Annotated in this window: 20 protein-coding genes; 10 read left to right on the top strand and 10 right to left on the bottom strand. The window is 40.2% G+C overall.

All coding sequences use genetic code 11. The annotated features are described in order from the left end of the window. Window positions 1–151 precede the first annotated feature (151 nt). Window positions 152–928 (bottom strand): DUF1877 family protein, encoded by a 777-nt coding sequence (locus V7K53_RS20105; RefSeq protein ID WP_335199247.1) that lies wholly within the window; start codon window positions 926–928, stop codon window positions 152–154. A gap of 81 nt (window positions 929–1,009) precedes the next feature. Between V7K53_RS20105 and V7K53_RS20100 the strand changes: the two genes are divergently transcribed. Continuing rightward, the gene (locus tag V7K53_RS20100) at window positions 1,010–1,663 is read left to right on the top strand and encodes a Uma2 family endonuclease (protein WP_335199246.1); all 654 of its coding nucleotides are present in this window, start codon (window positions 1,010–1,012) and stop codon (window positions 1,661–1,663) included. Between the two features lie 111 nt (window positions 1,664–1,774). Then, the gene (locus V7K53_RS20095; RefSeq protein WP_335199245.1) at window positions 1,775–2,350 is read left to right on the top strand and encodes a TMEM175 family protein; all 576 of its coding nucleotides are present in this window, start codon (window positions 1,775–1,777) and stop codon (window positions 2,348–2,350) included. 226 nt (window positions 2,351–2,576) lie between these two features. Here V7K53_RS20095 and V7K53_RS20090 read toward each other — a convergent pair whose 3' ends face one another. The 4 genes from V7K53_RS20090 to V7K53_RS20075 all read right to left on the bottom strand — a co-directional run bounded on the left by V7K53_RS20090 (window position 2,577) and on the right by V7K53_RS20075 (window position 6,985). Next, window positions 2,577–3,290: a rubrerythrin family protein gene (locus tag V7K53_RS20090; RefSeq protein ID WP_335199244.1), complete on the bottom strand. Its 714-nt coding sequence runs from the start codon at window positions 3,288–3,290 to the stop codon at window positions 2,577–2,579. Between the two features lie 235 nt (window positions 3,291–3,525). After that, window positions 3,526–4,266 carry an SDR family oxidoreductase gene (locus V7K53_RS20085; protein WP_335199243.1) on the bottom strand — a complete coding sequence of 247 codons (741 nt, stop codon included), beginning with the start codon at window positions 4,264–4,266 and terminating at the stop codon, window positions 3,526–3,528. Between the two features lie 454 nt (window positions 4,267–4,720). Continuing rightward, window positions 4,721–5,176 (bottom strand): hypothetical protein, encoded by a 456-nt coding sequence (locus V7K53_RS20080; RefSeq protein WP_335199242.1) that lies wholly within the window; start codon window positions 5,174–5,176, stop codon window positions 4,721–4,723. 501 nt (window positions 5,177–5,677) lie between these two features. After that, the gene (locus V7K53_RS20075; RefSeq protein ID WP_335199241.1) at window positions 5,678–6,985 is read right to left on the bottom strand and encodes an efflux RND transporter periplasmic adaptor subunit; all 1,308 of its coding nucleotides are present in this window, start codon (window positions 6,983–6,985) and stop codon (window positions 5,678–5,680) included. Between the two features lie 495 nt (window positions 6,986–7,480). Here V7K53_RS20075 and psaK point away from each other — a divergent pair, with 495 nt between their 5' ends. The 7 genes from psaK (at window position 7,481) to V7K53_RS20040 (ending at window position 14,700) form a co-directional block, all read left to right on the top strand. Beyond that, the gene (gene psaK, locus V7K53_RS20070; RefSeq protein ID WP_335199239.1) at window positions 7,481–7,741 is read left to right on the top strand and encodes a photosystem I reaction center subunit PsaK; all 261 of its coding nucleotides are present in this window, start codon (window positions 7,481–7,483) and stop codon (window positions 7,739–7,741) included. A 118-nt stretch (window positions 7,742–7,859) separates the two neighbouring features. After that, on the top strand, window positions 7,860–8,111 hold the full coding sequence (locus V7K53_RS20065) for a hypothetical protein (protein ID WP_335199238.1): 252 nt from the start codon (window positions 7,860–7,862) through the stop codon (window positions 8,109–8,111). Between the two features lie 326 nt (window positions 8,112–8,437). Further along, entirely contained in the window at window positions 8,438–9,025 is a 588-nt protein-coding gene (locus tag V7K53_RS20060) for a LemA family protein (RefSeq protein WP_335199237.1), read from the top strand. 6 nt (window positions 9,026–9,031) lie between these two features. Next, entirely contained in the window at window positions 9,032–10,963 is a 1,932-nt protein-coding gene (locus V7K53_RS20055) for a M48 family metallopeptidase (protein ID WP_335199236.1), read from the top strand. Between the two features lie 529 nt (window positions 10,964–11,492). After that, entirely contained in the window at window positions 11,493–12,212 is a 720-nt protein-coding gene (locus tag V7K53_RS20050; protein ID WP_335199235.1) for a hypothetical protein, read from the top strand. Between the two features lie 237 nt (window positions 12,213–12,449). Continuing rightward, window positions 12,450–13,217, top strand: a complete 768-nt coding sequence (locus tag V7K53_RS20045) for a DUF1350 family protein (RefSeq protein WP_334875412.1) — start codon at window positions 12,450–12,452, stop codon at window positions 13,215–13,217. Between the two features lie 346 nt (window positions 13,218–13,563). Continuing rightward, the gene (locus V7K53_RS20040; protein ID WP_335199234.1) at window positions 13,564–14,700 is read left to right on the top strand and encodes a PP2C family protein-serine/threonine phosphatase; all 1,137 of its coding nucleotides are present in this window, start codon (window positions 13,564–13,566) and stop codon (window positions 14,698–14,700) included. Here the strand turns inward: V7K53_RS20040 and V7K53_RS20035 are convergent, their stop codons facing one another. The 4 genes from V7K53_RS20035 to V7K53_RS20020 form a co-directional block, all read right to left on the bottom strand. Next, a complete protein-coding gene (locus V7K53_RS20035; RefSeq protein WP_335199233.1) occupies window positions 14,701–15,027 on the bottom strand; it encodes an STAS domain-containing protein in 327 nt (108 codons plus the stop codon). It lies immediately after the preceding gene. A gap of 849 nt (window positions 15,028–15,876) precedes the next feature. Then, entirely contained in the window at window positions 15,877–16,530 is a 654-nt protein-coding gene (gene grpE, locus V7K53_RS20030; protein ID WP_335199232.1) for a nucleotide exchange factor GrpE, read from the bottom strand. Window positions 16,531–16,695: 165 nt separating this feature from the next. Next, complete coding sequence (locus V7K53_RS20025) at window positions 16,696–17,187, bottom strand: Dps family protein (protein ID WP_289799395.1); 492 nt, start codon at window positions 17,185–17,187, stop codon at window positions 16,696–16,698. Between the two features lie 106 nt (window positions 17,188–17,293). Further along, window positions 17,294–17,557: a ParB N-terminal domain-containing protein gene (locus tag V7K53_RS20020; protein WP_194043156.1), complete on the bottom strand. Its 264-nt coding sequence runs from the start codon at window positions 17,555–17,557 to the stop codon at window positions 17,294–17,296. A 115-nt stretch (window positions 17,558–17,672) separates the two neighbouring features. On the opposite strand from V7K53_RS20020, the gene V7K53_RS20015 reads away from it, so the two are divergent. After that, the gene (locus tag V7K53_RS20015) at window positions 17,673–19,370 is read left to right on the top strand and encodes a SpoIID/LytB domain-containing protein (RefSeq protein WP_335199231.1); all 1,698 of its coding nucleotides are present in this window, start codon (window positions 17,673–17,675) and stop codon (window positions 19,368–19,370) included. Window positions 19,371–19,646: 276 nt separating this feature from the next. Here V7K53_RS20015 and V7K53_RS20010 read toward each other — a convergent pair whose 3' ends face one another. After that, window positions 19,647–19,946, bottom strand: coding sequence for a ferredoxin (locus V7K53_RS20010; RefSeq protein ID WP_335199230.1), 300 nt, complete (start codon window positions 19,944–19,946; stop codon window positions 19,647–19,649). Window positions 19,947–20,520: the final 574 nt, after the last annotated feature.

Raw genomic sequence — 20,520 nt, 5'->3', positions numbered from 1 at the left:
CTTTCGCCTCATACACTTTACTTATTTGGAAGTCTTTTATGAGTTTGTCCGATCTCCCTAATCTCTGGGTTCCTTTAGCACTTTTAGGTTTAATTGTTATAGCTGCTGTATTTTTCAGCCGCAGCAATTGATATTTAAAATATTACAGAAATTAAGTGAGGTAAAGTAAGAGAGCTTTGTGCTGCCTGACAGCACTCTGGTAGTAATCAACAATCTCATTGTAGTAATCTGTCATCCAATCCAACATTTCTTCTTCAGACCAATCAATCCAGGGTACTGGTTCTGATTTCTGTGACTCTTGGATGAAACGATTCTGGAAACCCTCTCGTGAAAGTTCTAATAACCCATCAAGAATTTCTCCAACTTCATCACCTGGCAATAGATACCTCATAGGGCCATAACTCGTTGTATTTTCATCACCGATTTCTTTACCAGCACCAAAGGCATTAACCAAAGGCATACCATCCCACCCAGAATTTTCTATCACTGAAAATGGTAGAAAATCTTTTTTATATCCTTGATCTACTTTCAATTCTGGAATTTTTCTTTGAGATGTCGCATAATAACCTGGAACATAACCAGCTAATAGAAATGTCAGTTCCAACCAATATTTGTGTAAATCTAGTTCGGGATTTTCCCATTCTGCGAGAAACTGTTGTTCTAGTGCTTGCCAATCATAATTATTTTTCCACTGTCGGCGATTTCCAGGAATAAACCTACTTAAACCCTGACTTGTAGGCAATTTATCAAACCGCGCCCTCGCTTTCTTTCTGATTGTTTCATATCCTAACCCATAAGTTTCTCGTTGCCAAAGAGCGGATTCTGGCAACCATTGAGCATCACGAAATACCTCAACAAGAAGTGGATCTTCTTTCAATAATTCAAGTGTCGATGCCGAAATCTGCTTAATCTCACCTGTGATTCCCATAAAACTAAAACTTTGTTGCAGCGCTTAACAGTTATTATTCTCGAAGTATAGCTACAGTTTATCTGAAGCATTACAGTTGAGGTGGAGGTTCAGTTCTATGTTTGCTGTTGTCACACCCGATACAATCCATTTGCCCCAGGTGCGGTAGTACGCCTACCTGGAAGCTGGCAAGATTATCAAGCACTCAATGAACAACTAGGCGATCGCTCTTCGCCTCGTATCAAATATCGAGATGGAGAAATTATCTTGATGGCACCCCTACCAGAACATGGGCGAAAAGTAAGTGTAATTGCAGATGTAGTCAAAGTTTTGCTCGATTATCTGGGACGAGAATACAAGGCATTTACCCCAATCACAATGGAACTACCACAGAAAAGTGGTATAGAACCAGACTATTGTTTTTATATTGAAAACTGGGAAGCGATCGCAGGTAAAGATCGCATCAATTGGGGTGTCGATCCATCACCTGATTTAGTGGTGGAGATAGACATCACCAGCTACACCGATGTCAACGACTACCTACCTTATCGAGTACCAGAAGTTTGGTTATTCAGGAAAAACCAGCTGGTAATTTACAGATTGCAGGGCGATCTCTACACTGTTGAAACCAGTAGCCGTTATTTCCCTAAGATCAATGTGTCAGCAGTAGTTACAGAATGTTTAAAAATTGCCTACAAGCGTAATACTAGCGCTGCTATTCGGGAATTACGGCAGAAATTGGCAAGTGAGAATTAAATATTTTGATTTTGCGAGTGCAGAGAATCTTCATCAACGGCGGCTACTTGGTACGATAAAGTACAGAGTGTCACAACTTAACTCTCAAGTAAATAGAAAAGGAATGCGTACATGGGAAAAGGGAGATTAGAAGCATTCAGCGATGGGGTGATTGCCATCATCATCACTATCATGGTGCTGGAAATCAAAGTGCCGCATGGGTTCGATTTAGCTGCGCTACGTCCCCTGATCCCGGTATTCCTGAGCTATGTGTTGAGTTTTATTTATATCGGCATCTACTGGAACAATCACCATCACCTACTACAAGCAGTCCGACACGTTAATGGGCGTATCCTTTGGGCCAATTTGCATCTGCTGTTTTGGTTGTCACTAATCCCCTTCGTCACTGGCTGGATGGGCGAGAATCACTTTGCCGCTATGCCAGTTGCCCTTTATGGGACGGTGTTGTTGTTGGCTGCGATCGCTTACTTCATTCTTACCTGCACCCTGATTGCTCACCACGGCAAGGATTCGACTCTAGCGATCGCAGTTGGTGATGACTTCAAAGGAAAATTATCAGTAGTTGTCTATGCTGTGGCAATTCCACTTGCCTTTGTGAACTCATGGTTTGCCTGTGCATTATACGCTTTAGTGGCAGTCATCTGGCTAATCCCCGATCGTCGCATTGAGAAGACTCTCACTTCCTGAACAAATTACGAATTACCTACAAGTGCAATAACTCCAAATTCCATCTGCCCGTTGTCAGCCAAATCGGTATAAAAGACCTACTAATTTCACCAAAACAAAAGGCATAGCCGTTATCTTCTGGTGAACGCACGATCAAAACCTCTGTATAAAAAATCAAGAACGCGAAGTATCTTTTAAGACACTTCGCGTTTATATGCTAAAAAAGATTGCCTAATTGATTGTCGTCTTAAGCTGCAACTTTTTCCTCAAATGGTTTAAAGGTTTTTTTGCTAGCACCGCAAATCGGACATTCCCAGTCTTCAGGAATTTCTTCAAAAGGTGTACCAGGTGCAATTCCCGAATCAGGATCGCCAGCAACGGGATCGTAAATCATGCTGCATTGTCTACAAATCCATTTCCGAGTTTTAGGATCTTCACCAGCAACTCTAGTTGCTGTTTGTCCACCGTTTAATACTTCTAAGGCTTCAGTGTAGCGATCGGCGTGGTAATTTTCGATGAATTTTAACAAGCCAAAACGGTGTGCAGCTTCCCGAAATGTGTTGGCATGATCGGTAGATTCTTGAACTTGTTTGAGAAATTCTTCAGCCGCCGGATTGTCGCGATCGCGTTGCGCATCTGCGGCAAAATCTGGATACATTGTGGTATATTCGTAAGTCTCGCCTTCAATTGCCAAAGATAAACAGCGAGATACAATTTCCCGCTTTTGTTCATCAGTTAAGGCAGCTGCATCTTCTACCACAAGTTCTGGATGTAGTAACTTAAAATGTGCAAAAGCGTGTTCAGTTTCTTGATCTGCTGTTTCTTTAAAAAGTTTCGCCAAGTCTGTAAACCCAAGTTGACGCGCCACCTCAGCGAAAAACAGATATTTACGATTTGCCATCGATTCACCACCGAAGGCAGCTTCTAAGTTTTGAAGTGTAGTAAAGTTGGACAAATCCATAATTTTTTAATGCCTGATAAGTGATATTTAGTGCAAAAACACAGACTCTACAACCGGATAATCAGCCGTTATTTGTATAAGTTATAAATGCTTTATACAAACTTTGTCATTCCATATTTAGCAATCCGTTTTAATCAGAAGCTAGCACGGCTGTGTTCTCCTACTTGGACAATTATAAAACCGAAAAATTGTGCAACTGACAAATTATATTTTTGATTTAGAGGAGAGCTTTTCCTCACGCGATTCCACCGTTGACACGGATGTTTTGGCCAGTGATCCACCTAGCTTCGTCGCTAGCAAGAAACGCTACTACATCGGCGATTTCTTGCACATCTCCCAGTTTGCCAAAAGCAGCCATTTGGGCTAAACGATCTATCTGTTCTTGTGTTTTGCCTTCTCGGAATAATTCTGTATCGGTGGGGCCAGGAGAAATAACATTAACTGCGATCGCTTTTGCACCTAATTCTTTAGCTAGTACCCGCGTGATTTGTTCAACAGCACCCTTGGTTCCTACATAAGCACTATAAGTTGGCAGCATCATCGCCGTAGTTGATGAGGAAAAGTTGATAATCCGTCCTCCTTCTGCCATGTGTTGCGTGGCTTGTTGGCAAGTAAAATAAGTGCCTTTGACATTAATGGCAAAAATCGCGTCGAAATCTTCTTCCGTAACTTCAGTAATTGGTTTATAGAAGGCAATTCCGGCATTGTTGACCAAAATATCGACTTTACCAAAACGTTCAAGTGTTTGTTCAAATAACCTTTTGATGTCGGGTACTTTGCTAATATCAGCTTGGATAGCGATCGCTTCTACTCCCAACTTTTCAATTTCTGCAACAACTTCTTTTGCTTTGCCTGCATTCCCCGCATAGTTGACGACAATAGATGCGCCGTTACCAGCTAACTTGAGTGCGATCGCTCGTCCAATTCCCCGCGATGCACCAGTGATAATTGCAACCTTCCCTGTCAAAGATGCCATAGATTAATCGAGTTTAATTTTGGTTAACTAAAGTGATTATCTATTGTTAAAGGTACTGTGCCAAGGTTAAATTTAGCGATCGCTGTTAAAACTGCCGACTTCATTCCAGCCAAAATCCCGCCAGCGAATTCAAGTAACTCTCAGGCGGGAGAAATGAAAATACTTTGCAAAAGGTGAGGATACGTGCCCTCTTGGCGGCACTTTCACAGCAGATTAAGATTTGCTACGGCTTGGCGAATATTGTTGAATATGTTGAGCTAAATCGAATTTCTGAGTCTTCATTGAGCTAAATACAATGCCTAATGGTAGTAAACTATGCCCTACCGAATTTGACAGAATTTAAGTGCTGATGACACAGGTATTGTCTTGACCATAGTCTACAATCATCTTTTATAAATTGTCTGTCTTCGTTAACCAAAAGCTCATCTAGTTTATCATACCTGCGTAGATTAAATTATTTGAAGAAGGGATTTTCTACACCTATCTCGGATTCAATCTCAATCGGACATGTTAGCTCAGATAAGAGTGTTCCATTAAATGTATAAGTAGTGCCTTTGGAATTGATAGCATTACCACTTATCCTCCGAGCTGGAACAACGTCTCCTCTTACTTGACCGCTAAGTGCAATACTTTCTTCTGAATTTGGATTTGTTACTGCTTGCCAATTTCTCTGATCCCGACCTAGATTTGTACGGCTATAAGTAGCATCTATTCGACCAAAGCGAAGGCTTCTACCATCGGCATTAAATTCAAAACAAGCAGTAAAATTATCTCCCTGACTCGAATTAAAATTGATATCGTAGCTTTTGCCCTCCACTCCAGCTTGTACTGGCGCAGCCAACAGCATTATCTGTCCAAGTAAACAAGTTAAAACTAAACCGCACTTAGATTGGATGATTTTCACTGACATAATTGTTTGCCTCTGTTACGCAATCAAGTAATTGCTTACTTTTACTCATTGGTGACAGGTTAAGGTCATTAACCTGTCACCAATAAGTAGTGGTGATTAAATTTAGTCAAAATCGAGGTTACAAACGTAAATTTCCAGCCTGTGATGCCTTTGCATAGCGTTTCATAGACAAGACTAGTTACGCCTACGCATATTTAAAAGCATCGTTCATCCTTGCCATAAAATTTAGTATAAAGCTTAATTAGATACTCGATAGCATAGATAATTTACAGCGTAATCACTATTGACAAAACGAGTTATATCTTAAAATTTCACGAATGCTTTCTTTTTAGAAGAAAAGAATGGAAGTGAGTTCAGAGTGTATTGCATAGATAGAACCCTAGAGACTACTTTACAAGTTCTCCAACAAAGAGCGATCGCTATAATTTACACTCTTGGGTGAAGATTGGTAGGAGACAAGATTGAGACTTTTCCCCTGCTCCTCCTCTCTACTCCCCTTAATTAAAATTCTGGAACGATCGCAACACCATCCCTAAGATTAAGCAAACCTGAAATAATAACTTTATCTTCTGGCTGTAATCCTTCAATAACTTGGTAATTGTTACCTTTAATCTCGCCTAGCTTCACTCGCCTTTGCCGAGCTACTTGTTGAGATACACCTTGGGGCGATGTCTCTGTTTCAACTACATAAACAAAAGTGTCCCCGCCTACACGAGTCATTGCTGTTGTGGGAATTAAAACTCCAGGGCGCTGATTCCAGAACACTCTAGCCCTAACCAATTGATCTGCACGTAGCTGACCGTTTTTGTTGTCAAAAAGTGCTTTAATCAATATCGTTTGTGTTTCATTGCTGGCATTGGGTGCAATAAAAAATATCCTACTTCTACCAAGCTTTTGACCTTGTGTGTTCATCACCTCTACTGGCATACCCTTACGCAATTGGGGCCCTTGCTGTAGTGGTACAGAGATATTCACTTCTAAAGGTCGATTTTGCGTGATATTAACTAATGGTGTAGAAGTATTAACTAAATCACCGACTTTCACAGGGATGTTGCCAACAGTGCCACTAAAAGGAGCGGTAATTTTGTCAGACTGGGGCTGTTGTGTTTGAGTATTTACATTAGATTGCTGCAAAGATTTTTCAGCCTGTAAGATGGTGGCTCGTTGTGCTTGAATCCTGGAATCAATTGCATCCAGACTAGTCTTAGCATTGGCCAGCCGATTAGCAAACTGATTGCTAGTCTGTCGAGACACGGCTCCTTGTTCAGCTAGGCTGACAAACTTATCGTAGTTCTGCTGGTACAATTGCAGATTCGCAACGTAGGATGGTCGTTCTGTTTCTAAAGATTTGAGTGTGGCGCGGGCATTTGCCAGTTGCATTAAAAATGCTTGAGGCACAGTATTGCTTCCACTGATACCTGCTGGTCGTGTAGGATCTACTTGGAGAATTGCAGTTCCTTCGACGACAGGATCTCCAGATTTGACAAGTATCTGGGTAACTTGACCCTGAATCCTCGGTTGGAGCGTGACTGAGCGCAGAGATTTTAGACTAGCAATAAAATCTGAACTTTCCTCAATTATGCCGCTTTGTACTGTTGATATTTTGACTCTTACCCCTTGAGGTTGAGCGTTAGTATTTGAAGGTGCTGAATTTTGTGGAGTCAGTAAACGCCATAGAGTTGCTCCGCTCCCTAACAATAGGAGTCCGGCTAAACTCAACCAAAGCCACCGCCGTTTTCCAGAAGGTGGCTCAAATGACGTTTGTGGAGCTTTTTCTCCAAAATCAGTTTGAGGCTCAGGGGATGTCATGGCTTTTGAGGAACTTAAGGAACAAATTAACTAGAATTCAATCAAAATTTCATCTGTCGATCTTGAAATTACTGATTTAGCATGAGGTTTTGCGGCAAATTATATGTTATCCCATCCAAATATACAGTTTTGATGATTCTGTCTAAATCTACCAAAAGGTGAATCCGCTCCTTGAATTTCTTAGTTCAGCTATATCCTTCAAAAATTCAGGATCTTTTTATTCGTAACTCCTGCATAAATTGCTATGGATGCATTGCAATAATTTCATCATAATCACTGTTGTTTAAGTATAAATAAAGACTACCAGCTTGCTAGTTTCAGATGTTTAAATTCAAACTAGCTACCACAGTCAGATTGCTGCGTTGAACTCATATTGTATTAAGTAGTAAGAATAACTGTTAAATATTGATGCAAAATCGGGTAATTTCTTGAATTTGCTTCGGAAAGTTTCAGATTATGTTTTCAACCATTAATAAATTTCAGGAGCAAATCTAGGTGTTGACTTCAACCTTACTCGCTGCTGCAACCACACCTCTGCAATGGAGTCCTACAGTTGGACTGATTATGATTATTGCTAATATCGTTGCCATTGCCTTTGGCAAATCTAGCATCAAGTATCCCAATGCAGAACCAAAACTACCCTCAGCCAATTTCTTTGGTGGTTTTGGTTTACCAGCCCTTTTAGCAACTACCGCCTTTGGTCATATCTTGGGAGTAGGTACTATTTTAGGGCTGCATAACCTGGGAAGAATCTAGGTTCTTACCCAAGTTAGCCTTTATTTGATGATTCTTTTGTCTCCAGCTTTGAGCCAGAGAGTTAGAACTCTCTGGCTCTTTTTTATGAGACACTAAGTAATATCAGTATCTCAACAGCATGACAGATATAACAGATTTATCAAAAAGAATTGCCAGCAAAGGCGATAATCCACTAAGTTTGTCACCTGTCAACTTGCAGTCACCAGAAGACTTAGAACTTGAGCGAAAACTGCGAGAACTCAAGTTTAAACAAGAACTAAGAAAAGATTGGATTTTATTTATTGTCAGGGATGTAATAATTTTTCCTGCCGCCATCCTTTTTATTTTTGCTGTCAGTGGTTATTCCCTATTTATGCATATTCATGGGTGACATATCTGGCTACGATTTTTAATCAACCGCAGAGGCGTAGACTACACAGAAAAAAGAGATAGAAATAGTTGGGAATTATTGTAAGTTATTTCTCTTGTCTCTGTATTTCTTTCCCTCTATGTTCTCTGTGTATCTGTAGTTGTGTTAAAAAATTTTACAATCTATCTATCTTCAGTGCAATTGCGTAACTAATTTTACAGACGACGAAGCCAACTTGCGACAAGTAGACTCATCTTTATATCCACACAAATTCTGCTGGATATGAGGATTACCGTAATTGGTAAATCTGCAAAAAAGTAAGTATCTAATGGAAATAATCTAAAAATATGGGGCTTTTAATATTTGCTGTTGCTTTAGTTGCCATTGTTGCTGTAATTATCATTAATGCCTACAACGATTTAGTTAAGTATCGCAACCGTTACAAAAATGCTTATTCTCAAATCGATGTTCAATTACAGCGCCGCTATGATTTAATTCCCAACTTGGTAGAAACAGCCAAAGGGTACATGAAACATGAGCGAGAAACCTTAGAAGCAGTTATTGCCGCCCGAAATTCTGCAATTAATGCTAGCAGTCGTGCCGCTCAAAATCCCGGCGATCCCCAAGCAATGCAGCAGTTGGGCAATGCTGAAGGGGCACTGACGGGTGCGTTAAGTCGGTTGATGGTACTTTCAGAATCTTATCCAGAATTGAAAGCCGATCGCGCCATGACTCAGGTAATGGAAGAATTATCTTCCACTGAAAACCGGATTGCTTTTGCCCGTCAGGCTTTTAATGACGCAGTGACACTTTACAACACCAAGAAGGAATCTTTTCCTAGCAACCTTGTGGCAAATAATTTTAACTTTACTGTTGCAGAATTGCTCCCCGAAGCTACTCCAGAAATCAGAAATGCCCCACGCGTGTCTTTTTAGGTGTCTATGAATTTCTTTGAACATCAGGATCGGGCACGCCAAAATACGCAACAATTAATCGGGTTATTTTCCCTGTCGATCGCAGTCATGATTATGGCAATTTATATTGCCAGTTTATTTCTGTTTCGCATCGCTCCTCGTGTTTGGTGGCATCCAGGGATATTTCTCTACGTAGCTGGGATTACAATAATTGCGATCGCAATCGGAAGTCTGTACAAAATTACTTGTCTCCGCCAGGGCGGAAGCGTAATCGCCCAAGAGTTAGGAGGAAGACTCCTGCTACCAGAAATAGCCGACGAACAAGGGCGACAACTATTAAATATTGTCGAGGAAATGGCGATCGCTTCTGGTATTTCTGTCCCACAAGTTTATCTCCTCGACAGAGAAACTGGTATTAATGCCTTTGCTGCCGGATTTACGCCCAATGATGCTGTAATTGGAGTTACCCGTGGAACTTTAGAACACCTGAGTCGGGATGAACTACAAGGAGTCATCGGCCACGAATTCAGTCACATTCTCAATGGCGATATGCGGCTGAATTTGCGTTTAGTGGGACTACTGCATGGGATTTTGTTCATTTATTTAACTGGGGAATTGTTGTGGCGCCTTCGCGGTAGCTTCCGCTTCGGAAAGGAAGACAAGGGTTTACCTATCTGGGCATTTGGTTTGGCACTAATGGCAATTGGCGGTATCGGATTACTTTGCGGACGCTTGATTAAAGCCGCCGTCTCTCGCCAACGCGAATTTCTCGCCGATGCTTCAGCCGTACAGTTCACTCGCAACCCCAATGGACTTACCGGAGTCTTTCAAAAACTCCAACAGATGGATTCACGGTTAATATCGCCGGGTGCAGAAGCCTCTAGCCACATGTTTTTTGGCAATGCCCTCAACCCCTCTTTCTGGGAAGATATTTTTTCTACCCACCCACCCTTAGCAGAACGCATCCGCCGCGTTGGGGGTTTGAACGTCAGCAATTTAGCAGCAATGCCATCTCGCAATCAGATGCGTTCCCCTTCCCAAGAATCCCTAACAATGGGCTTTGCTGGTGGTTCTAACGCCACGCCAGAACAGGTTGTAAACCAAGTTGGAAGCGTTACACCAGAGCATTTTGCCCATGCTCAAGCGCTGTTATCGCAGTTACCAGAATCCTTGCGTTTGGGTGCGCGGGAGCAACAAAGTGCAATGGCGATCGCTTTTGCGCTAGCGTTAGATACGGAAAATCTCCAAATTCAAGAACGTCAAATTGCTTGGTTACGCGAGGTACAGCCTGCTGATTTGGTAGAGAAAACCTTGGAACTAAGTAGCGAAATTAGTCAGTTAGATCCCAGAATTCGCTTGCCACTTGTGGATTTGGTAGCGCCTATATTGCGCCAAAACTCTGCCAAAGAATGCCAAAGGGTGTGCAAATGCATCCACGGTTTAGTTGTAGCCACCGGAAGTTTATCGCTGTGGCATTTTGTGTTGCAGTTAATACTGTGGCATCGTCTTCAACCTAGTATAAATCCCACATCTACTACAACGGTAGAATTCACCTCCATCGAACAGATTTGGCCAGATAGTCTATTAATATTGTCCGTAATTGCCCGTGTCGGACACTCCCAACCCGATACGTCTACTGAAGACATCGCCTATGCTTTTCGTTCTGGAGTTTTTCGACTCCCCAAAGCTGGAGAGCAAGAGAAACCAGAAAAACCATTAAACTGTAATTTTACTGAACTCAAAAAAAGTTTTGAGCGTCTGCGTCTTGCTACTCCTAAACTCAAACAGGCTATTGTTGATGCTTGCGCTCACACGGTACTATTAGATAACAAAGTTACTCCTTCAGAAGCAGATTTACTCAGAGCGATCGCCATGACACTAGACTGTCCTATCCCACCATTTTTAAACCCTCAGCCTAGTATTTCAAAACAGAAACAACCTTCTCCAAAGCCAAGTTAATGTAACGACTGAGACACGATTATTTATAATTCAACAAATAAAGTCCGCCAAAACGGACTTTTCCATTATTAAATGACCGTTTTCCAGAATAATAACCTGTTGCCTTACGATTCTATTTACAGGCAATTAATTTGTTTTTATCCTGACTATTACATAGCAATCCCATTTATTTTGTGAGAATTGCAACCCGCAGATCCCCGATTTATTAAATCAGTCGAGAATCTTGTTTCTCACGAATGATTTAGGATTGCTATAGTAGACAGCAGATTTCAAGTTGGTGAGGTACAGAAGCTAAGTCTATTACCCAGGTATAAAGAGTGTTTTACTCCTATTAGCACAGCGGGGCGTAACCGATTCTGAATTCTGCGGCAAATAGTTATCTTGGCAAAATAGTATCATATTGTACAAAAATCTTGATATTGCTTATAAGTATTAACTTGCACGAAAAAGTTTAGACAAAATGCCAGCATTCTAGAAATTTGATTGCTATATTAGATTAAATAACTATTCTGGCAAGGGTTAAAAAGCTGTGCGGGATGATTTACAGGGCTTGGAAATTAGTCAGAACGATCTGCAAAAGCTGACTAATTTACCTGTCAATGGGGAACTTTTAATCATTACAAATCCTCTCAAGAGATTAGTAAATATCTATATACAAAAACTTAAAAGCTCTGAAGGAGCAACTGTAGTTTTTATTGGATTTTCTACATTTGTTTTTGTCTATATTTTATTTGATATCATTATTAAAATATTTGTTACATGGATAACAATTCCATCTTGGATATTATTAATTATCTTAGGTCTGTGGGTTGGTGGTTTGACGCAAAGCATCTTATATTTTATCTGGAAAACTAGAAGTAAGCTTGTTAAAGCTAATATGACAAAATCTCTACAAATCCTGTTAAATGAGGTTAATAGATATAATACTGTTATTAGAGTTATAGATATCAATGACCAAATAGAAGAAGCTGGTAATCCAGAAGTGATTATAAAGGAAAGAGAGGATGTAATCGAAGCACTTAAACTCACCAAAGCTGATTTAGTTCGCGCTTTAAAGACAGAAAGGATTTTGAGAGAGAATAAGAATTTTATCCTGAGTAATACAGAACTGTTTGTCAACAATTTAGCAACTTTAACAGCTATGCAAGTAACAGAGGAGGCTACTGAGCATGGAAGGTTACTCAATGAAGCATTACAAATTGCATTAGATGTGCAATACGAAATGAAAAGATTACAGACTCAACGTTAAGATAATTCGTAATTAAGTTTTGTAATGGGAATGTAGAAAGCACTCGTAAATTCACTCGGTAATCAGCAAGAGTTAGAGAAAGCGTAGATGCTGCTGATAAATCCCTAGAGGTTGCTGGGTAAGTTGGCTTCCAATCTACTAGTAGAATATTCTCAATGGCTTTTTTCCATAATCTTTCCCACGGTTGCAATCCCCGGTCTAACATAAAGAATAATCGTAAAGCGATCGCTTATCCGTATGGACTGGAAAGAAATTAGAGGGAACTGGGTAATCATTCCCCGAAATCCCATAGGTATCGTTCATTTTTTAGGAGGTGCATTTGTCGCCACTGCACCACACATCACTTATCGCTGGTTACTCGAACAACTAGCAAGTAAAGGCTATGTTGTAATTGCTACGCCTTTTGTCAATACACTAGATCATACTGCGATCGCAAAATCTGTGCTGTTAAACTTTGACCGCACCCTCGAACGATTGCATGATTCTGGGGCATTACGCAAGCTTTACTTTCCCATCTACGGCGTTGGACACAGTATGGGCTGTAAACTCCACTTGCTGATTGGTAGCCTTTTTAAAGTAGAACGTGCAGGTAATATTTTAATATCCTTCAACAACTACGCCGCGAAAGAAGCTATCCCTCTAGTAGAACAATTCAATTCTACTTTGAAAATTGAGTTTACCCCATCGCCGTTGGAAACTAACAAACTTGTCCAAGAAAGTTACAATATCCGGCGCAATTTATTAATAAAATTTAGTAATGACACCATCGATCAATCCGCAGCTTTAACCAAAATCTTACAAGAACGTTTTGATGAGATGGTGACAGCCCAAACGTTACCAGGAAATCATACAACACCTTTAGGTCAAGATATTAAATGGCAAACGGGAACATCTTTTACCCCCTTTGATGCTTTAGGACAATGGTTCAAGCAAGAAGCATACCGCGACTTAAACCAGTTAAAAAGCAACATTCTTTTATGGCTAAATCCTTTAGGAGCGCCATAATATTTTATGACTGTTAAACAGTCGTAAATTCTATGAGTAAATAGAAATGAGTTATAGTGCTTCTCATTTGAGTCTAATAAAGGCCAAACCCTCAACTCCTTACGCCTGTTGCTACAACGTAGGTTACTCTCTCTTAAAAAGAGAGAGAAGTCAAAGTCTATTGCATACATAGACGCGTAGTGGCTACTTTATAAGTTCTCTATTCGCGCTAGCGTCTCCCCTTGGGAGAAGGTACGATAAGCGCCATAGCATCTCTGTATTGATACTACTAGCTTATTAGCTCATATCATATTTTTATTTTCTAGTTTGACAAAAAATTATTAATGAGTGTTTTCAAAAAATTTATATGTTTCAAATACTAATAATTGATGATGACCATTCAATAAAAATACTCCTGAAAAGGATGTTGGAAAAACAGGGTTATGAGGTCGTTACTGCCAGTAGTGGCGAGGAAGGAATAGAAAAGGCACTAGTTTATCGTCCAGCACTAATTATTTGTGATTGGATCATGCCGGGGTTGACTGGACTAGAAGTTTGCCACCGCATTAAGACAGACCCCAAATTTTTCACCACATTCTTTATTTTATTAACATCCTTAGATTCCGTTGCCGATTGTGTCAAAGGTTTAGATGCTGGTGCTGATGATTTTATCTCTAAACCTATTGAGCATAATGAATTACAAGCACGCGTAAGAGCGGGATTACGCCTGCATCAGTTGAGTAGAGATTTGCAGGCTCAAAAGTTGCTTCTGGAATCAGAAATGTCAGAAGCAGCAGAATATGTGCGATCGCTGCTACCTTTTTCCATGACCGAACCCTTCAATATAAATTTCCGATTCATTCCCTCGCGACAACTCGGCGGTGACTGTTTCGATTACTATTGGCTCGATGATGACTATCTGGCAATTTACTTACTCGATACCGCCGGACATGGACTCAAAGCTACTCTTCCCTCTGTTTCAGTGCTAAATCTGCTGCGTTCTCGTGCGCTCAAAGGTCTTGATTACTATCAACCTAGTGATGTATTGAAGGCTTTAAATGACACTTTTCAGATGAATTATCAAAATGATAAATACTTTACGATTTGGTACGGAGTTTACAATCGAATCAACCGCCAGTTAATTTATGCTAGCGCAGGTCATCCACCAGCAGTTTTAGTAACTGGCACATCGCCAAGAAAGTCTGAAGTTAAACTCCTAAAAACCCCTGGTATGCCAGTTGGTATGTTTCCAGAGGCAAAATATGTTGATGGGTTTTATAATATTGAAAAATTCAGTACCCTTTATATTTTTAGTGATGGCGCTTATGAAATCACTAAATCAGACGGCACACTTTGGAGTTTGGATGCTTTTATTCAGCTACTAGTTAGCTTACAAGATCCTGTTGATAGCCAACTCGATCGCGTACTCAGTTATTTAATAGCTTTGAACTCCAAAGATGCTTTTGATGATGATTTATCTATTTTGCAAATGAAGTTTGATTAATTAGGTTTTAGAGACTAAAACCTGATTAAATGCATCTTGACTGGGAAATATTTCAAATACTTTATCCATATTAGTCAGTTCAAATAATATCCTGACTTGCTCATTAATTGAGCAGAGAACAAGCTTAGTATCCGCTGCACGCAAGGTTTTAAAAGCTAATACTAAAGCTCCTAAACCCGAACTATCCATAAACGTTACATCTTTAAAATCAACTAACACAATTTTCGCACCACTTTCTAGAATATCAGTGATATTTTGTCGGAAGTCTTGTGAAGTTGTGGCGTTCAAATTACCACTGAGTTTAATAACTTTTACTTGTTCTCGCATAATTATGTCACTCTGACTTATGTAAATAATACTCTGATTTCGCCATTATAGAACATTTAAAAATGCTTGTAAAATAAAATTTAAGATTACCTATTGAATAATCATTTATAATTAATCAGGATAGATAAAGATTAATTATAAAATTTTGAATCTATTTTTTTGTAATCAAAACAAATTATTAGCTTAATTCAGTATAGTTTTCTTCCTAGAAATAGACCAATTATAAATAAACAAGCTAAGTCAGCTTGCATGATAAACAACTGGTATATTTAATTTTGTAAAAATGTTGTAATGACGAATTTCGAAGCGGTTCGTTGATTTGATGTTTTGTCATGTATGTTAATTTTTTAACGCCGACTTACTTGTATCTCATGGATTTAGATATATACTTACATACAAGCTGAAGTTACTGCTTTTCAGATTATTTACCAAAAATTTTTGTAAAACTGAGATTCTCTAATAAATCTCATGACAATAACTGTCATTAAACAATTCAGAATTCAACTAGTTGCAGCAATGCTTACGGCGGGCTACGCCTACACATAACTAAACCGAGTCTAGCAGTAGCTTTTCCTCCCTGAGTACTTATGATGGTAACTAGGATCTATATTTATTTATGTCCAATTACTTACATAATTAAAATAATTTACCTCTGGACTACCGCTCTAGAGCCAAAAATTTAGGTTTCAACAGCGCCAAGCAAGCTAGAACCGACACCAAGGCTTTAAAAGAAGTTTTCTGAAGGCGATCGCCTCTGCTATCTTAAGTATTCCCAATATCTGTCATTTCTCGACAGACAATACAAAAAGTAAAGAGTTATGAATTTGTTACTCCTAACTCCTCACTCACTCAAACAGGACTCACTTTGGCTCTGTAAAGCAGCTTCTCACCTTGAAGGTAGCCAGTGTAGCGTACTTTGACTGTTTTTCCAGGTTGTGCAGTTCCCTCCAGCAATTGGTGCAGTTGGGGATCGTAAGGTAATTCTGCTCCCACAGGGGCGATCGCTTCCACTCCCCACGCCTGTAACAGCTTTTCCAGGGGTTTCTGCACCAAGGGTACTATTTTGACTGCTGCTAGCTGGGGATTTTCCTGCGCTTTGTGTGCTGCTGTTGGCCATTGCAATAATAAAGACTCCAGCAGTTGCAAACTCGACTGCTGGAGTTCTTGTAGTAATATTTCTCGCTGTTGTTCTAATTGAAGCTGAGAGCGATCGTACTCTCTTCTTAAATCTGTAATTTCTTGTAACAATTCCTGAGTTGGCGCTGTTTTCTCTTGTAATAACTCTACGGTTGAAAAAGTTGCGATCAATTCATTCAATGGCATCTGTAGCACTGGTGAAAGCTTAAGCAGCACATCTACCCGCATCTGCTCTAACTTTCCTTGGCGTAACCGCAAAATTTGACGCTCTGAGACTCCAGCAGCGCGACTCAGCCCTTTAAAACTAGAAATACCTACCTGTTGCATTAAATCTTGCAACTTTTGGGTGAAATTAATATTGGGCATTCGGCAAAACAGTTCTGTTAGGGGATAGCTAGGGTTTAGCCTGTTCCGAGTTCTGAGTAAAGAAGTGAGATTCCCAACTCAGCACTCCTGAAGGGCATTGGGAATTGGGCATTGGCGATTAAGTTTTTCTTTGTCCCCTATTCCCTATTCCCTATGCTCTATTCCCTATTCTTCCAGTAAACTTCTCAACATCCAAGCTGTCTTTTCGTGTACTTGCATCCGCTGAGTCAATAAATCGGCGGTAGGTTCGTCGTTAACTTCCTCTATCACAGGAAAAATAGATCGTGCAGTTCTGACCACGGCTTCTTGTCCTTCCACAAGTTCGCGAATCATCTCCACAGCTTTAGGAACTCCGGGAGTTTCTGGAATCGAACTCAGTTTGGCATATTCGCTGTAAGTTCCTGGTGCGGGATAGCCAAGTGCTCTAATTCTCTCGGCTATTAAATCAACTGCTAACGCTAATTCTGTATACTGGGTCTCAAACATCAAATGCAATGTTTGAAACATCGGCCCCGTTACATTCCAATGGAAGTTATGAGTTTTCAGATACAGTGTATAAGTGTCAGCCAACAGGTGAGATAAACCATCGGCAATTTTAGCCCTACTCGCCTCGTCAATGCCGATATTTACATTTTTGACTGTTACTTTCGATGACATAATTTTCTCCTAATTAGGTTATATGTAATTGGGGATTGGAAATTGGGCATTGGGCATTAATTATTCTCTTTGTCCTCTTGTCCCCTGATCTCCCCACTCCCATTTTCTATGCCAAGTGCATCTTCAAAACGCTACGGGGTGCTTTACGGACTCTTGCTAAAACGGTTTCTTTGCCTAAACGCTGGCAAGCTTCATACCGATGGCAACCAGAAAAGCCATAATATTGTCCATCTACTTCTAGGACATCAATAGGTTCTTGCTGCCCAATCTCCGCAATCGATTCCATTAAGGCTTGTACTTTATTTGGATCGTTTGTACGGGGCAATGGCCGTTTTATCTGATTTAATGGAATTTCTTGGACTCTAACCATACAGAGTTTATCCAACTAGTTCTGTTTTTTCTCTCTAAATAAATCATAGTCATTATGACTTCGTTTTGCAACTATTATTTAGGGCAAAATTGGTAATGGTATCATTGGAGCATTCATGCGACAAAAAAACCGCGCTACAAAGCAATTGGAAAATCAGCTCCAACGACGCATTAAGGGGCAGAAGACGCTTGAGTACTCGCTATCGCTTCCCTATCAGGTAGCCATGAAATTTTCGTTTTGGCGTTTTTCCCACACTGTGCTGACAACATTTTGTCTATTGGGACTGACTGCTGCATCAGGGCCTGAGAGCAACATCCAGGATATAGAACTGAAAATTGGGATTGTGCAGCGATTTGGCGCCGAAGCCACAGCCAAGCTACAACTGGAACCCATCAAAGGCGATCGCTTAAAGCTAAAATTTCAAGCGGGCAATAAGCAGCAAATCCTGTTTACTAAGAATCCTGTAAAGCTGGAAACAGTCATGCAAGCTTTACCCCAGCCAGCAGTCGAAGAAGTAGTAGTTTTAGGCACATACCGCACTTTTGAAACTGCGGAAGATAGTGCTAATAAATGGCGTTCTAAGGGAATGGAAGTGGAAATAGCCCAGCCAGAACGCTGGCAGGTTTGGGCTAAACGAGATGTTTACAGCACTCCTTTACTGCGACGCTTGTTATTACAAAACATCCAAGCTTCTACCCAAGAAAAAGTATATCTTGATACTAAAGTGTTGAAAAAAGTGCCGCGAGTGAGTTGGGTAGTGGATGGTAATCGCTATAGCCCAAATGACTTGGAAATTAGCACTGATAAAAACTTGATTCGGGTAAATAAAACCGAAAAACAAGAGCTTGCTCGTCTTTATGCCGGTCGAATGAATTTGCAGCCAAATGCTTATGGCACATACACTCTCGTTAACCAAGTACCTTTAGAAACTTATTTGCGTGGGGTTGTGCCTTACGAAATAGGAACAGATGCACCAAAAGCGGCGCTAGAAGCCCAGGCAATTCTTGCTCGGACTTATGCCTTGAGAAATTTACGTAGGTTTGCCGCAGATAACTATCAGTTGTGTGCTGATACTCACTGCCAAGTTTATTATGGGCTGAAGGGAGCAGCTGCCAAAACAGACCAAGCGATCGCCTCAACCAAGGGTAAAGTACTAACTTATAAAAATGAACTCGTAGACGCCCTGTATTCTTCTACCACTGGTGGCGTCACCGCTTCCTTTAGCGATGTTTGGAATGGCGACGATCGTCCCTATTTACGCCCTGTACTGGATGCTCCGACCAATTTTTGGGACTTGTCTAAGCAGAATTTAGCAAATGAAAAGAATTTCCAGAAATTTATTAATACGCAACAAGGATTTAATGAAAGCAAGTGGGATATGTTTCGTTGGCATAAAGAAACCCCTTTAAAGGATATTATCAAGGACTTGCAAAAATTTTTACAGGTGAAAAACAGTCCCCATGCCAAATTTAAAACAATTCAGGCTATGGCAGTAGTGGAGCGAAGCCAGAGTGGACGTATCCTGGAACTTGCGGTTAAAACCGATCGCAGCACCTTTATTTTGCACAAAGACGAAGTTCGCAGTGCTTTTGCAGCCCCTACAAGTACGCTTTTTTACATCGAGCCCCTGAACAAAGGCAAATCGGAACTCTGGGGATACGCTTTTATTGGTGGTGGATTAGGACATGGAGTCGGCTTGAGTCAAACTGGCGCTCAAAATTTGGCAAAACTAGGTTGGTCAAGTCCAAAAATTCTCCAATTTTACTATCCTGGTACTCAGATTCAAATTCTCAACAAAGAAATCAAGCTTTGAGCTATTGGCATTCAAGTTGCATCTATGAGCTAGGAGTCGGGAGTTAAAAAGAGGTGAAAATTATAGAATAGATAGGAAACTCCATACTCAAAAAATTAAGCAGGAACACAAGATTTACTGTGTTCCTGCCCAACATAAAATTAGACTTTTTGTCAAAGTCGCTTTCAGAGGTACACACAAAATTGCATTGCAAGGGTGTTAACTCTAGATATTTTGCTTCTATTTTGTCGACATTAGTAACTCTTGCAAGAGGTTCATGTTTGAGTCGCTTAACTCTTAGTAAAGGTCTTCTTCTTTGTGAGTTTCGATTGTTACGTCAGAGGTTGGGTAAGCAACACAAGTCAGTACATATCCCTTTTCTATTTGTTCATCATCTAAGAATGACTGATCGCCCTGATCGACAGTACCCTTGGTGATTTTACCTGCACAGGTCGAGCAAGCACCAGCGCGGCAAGAGTAGGGCAAGTCAAGACCAGCTTCTTCGGCAGCATCTAGAATATAGACATCATCATCAACGTCAAGTGTTTGGTTCAGACCTTCGGCGTCGTTGACTAGTGTCACTTTATAAGTTGGCATTGAGTAATCCTCTCTTTTGTAAACGGCAGTATAAGTTATCTTAAGGCAAAGGTCACGGCTGTTCTGTGGAATTAGCCGCTGGTTTAAATTTGCTTCATTTCTGATACTACGAGAAAAATTAAACGATGTAACTGGAAATTGAACCCGATTAGTAATGAAATTTAGTTAGTTAATCCCGATAAGTTTTCTTTATATTATTTTCTACCCTATTCAGGTTGTGATTAGAAAAAATTATATGCCCGAAAAGTAAACATGAGTAAGGTTAATGTTACCGATATTTTGTAAGACTTACGTAGAAGAGATTCCCCAACTCCTTTAAAAAACAGAGCTGTTTCATTTTTTAATCTGATTTAAATGCGCCCGTTATAAATGAAATAAACATAACAGTACAGTAGAGATGTAATTTTTATTTTGCTATTTTTTTTGTTCATTGTATTGACAAATTTCTGACATTATGGGTAAAAAAAGGGTTTTTTCTTTTTAAGTCTTCCTTTTTGAGTACACGTAATTCTATCTAGCTGCAAATAAACTCTTATTTGCCCTTGAGGGGGTAGGACGAATGTTGTAGAGTCTA

Origin of the sequence: Nostoc sp. (assembly GCF_036917355.1) — a bacterium.
GTDB lineage: Bacteria > Cyanobacteriota > Cyanobacteriia > Cyanobacteriales > Nostocaceae > Nostoc.
The sequence above is the reverse complement of the archived record's forward strand: the minus strand, read 5'-3'. Positions and strand labels throughout refer to the sequence as shown.

Bases quoted from the DNA above. Each gene is read 5' to 3' on its own strand.
- V7K53_RS20105 (WP_335199247.1), bottom strand. From the start codon at position 928: ATGGGAATCACAGGTGAGATTAAGCAGATTTCGGCATCGACACTTGAA.
- V7K53_RS20095 (WP_335199245.1), top strand. From the start codon at position 1,775: ATGGGAAAAGGGAGATTAGAAGCATTCAGCGATGGGGTGATTGCCATC.
- V7K53_RS20090 (WP_335199244.1), bottom strand. From the start codon at position 3,290: ATGGATTTGTCCAACTTTACTACACTTCAAAACTTAGAAGCTGCCTTC.
- V7K53_RS20085 (WP_335199243.1), bottom strand. From the start codon at position 4,266: ATGGCATCTTTGACAGGGAAGGTTGCAATTATCACTGGTGCATCGCGG.
- V7K53_RS20080 (WP_335199242.1), bottom strand. From the start codon at position 5,176: ATGTCAGTGAAAATCATCCAATCTAAGTGCGGTTTAGTTTTAACTTGT.
- V7K53_RS20075 (WP_335199241.1), bottom strand. From the start codon at position 6,985: ATGACATCCCCTGAGCCTCAAACTGATTTTGGAGAAAAAGCTCCACAA.
- V7K53_RS20065 (WP_335199238.1), top strand. From the start codon at position 7,860: ATGACAGATATAACAGATTTATCAAAAAGAATTGCCAGCAAAGGCGAT.
- V7K53_RS20060 (WP_335199237.1), top strand. From the start codon at position 8,438: ATGGGGCTTTTAATATTTGCTGTTGCTTTAGTTGCCATTGTTGCTGTA.
- V7K53_RS20055 (WP_335199236.1), top strand. From the start codon at position 9,032: ATGAATTTCTTTGAACATCAGGATCGGGCACGCCAAAATACGCAACAA.
- V7K53_RS20045 (WP_334875412.1), top strand. From the start codon at position 12,450: ATGGACTGGAAAGAAATTAGAGGGAACTGGGTAATCATTCCCCGAAAT.
- V7K53_RS20040 (WP_335199234.1), top strand. From the start codon at position 13,564: ATGTTTCAAATACTAATAATTGATGATGACCATTCAATAAAAATACTC.
- V7K53_RS20035 (WP_335199233.1), bottom strand. From the start codon at position 15,027: ATGCGAGAACAAGTAAAAGTTATTAAACTCAGTGGTAATTTGAACGCC.
- grpE (WP_335199232.1), bottom strand. From the start codon at position 16,530: ATGCCCAATATTAATTTCACCCAAAAGTTGCAAGATTTAATGCAACAG.
- V7K53_RS20025 (WP_289799395.1), bottom strand. From the start codon at position 17,187: ATGTCATCGAAAGTAACAGTCAAAAATGTAAATATCGGCATTGACGAG.
- V7K53_RS20020 (WP_194043156.1), bottom strand. From the start codon at position 17,557: ATGGTTAGAGTCCAAGAAATTCCATTAAATCAGATAAAACGGCCATTG.
- V7K53_RS20015 (WP_335199231.1), top strand. From the start codon at position 17,673: ATGCGACAAAAAAACCGCGCTACAAAGCAATTGGAAAATCAGCTCCAA.
- V7K53_RS20010 (WP_335199230.1), bottom strand. From the start codon at position 19,946: ATGCCAACTTATAAAGTGACACTAGTCAACGACGCCGAAGGTCTGAAC.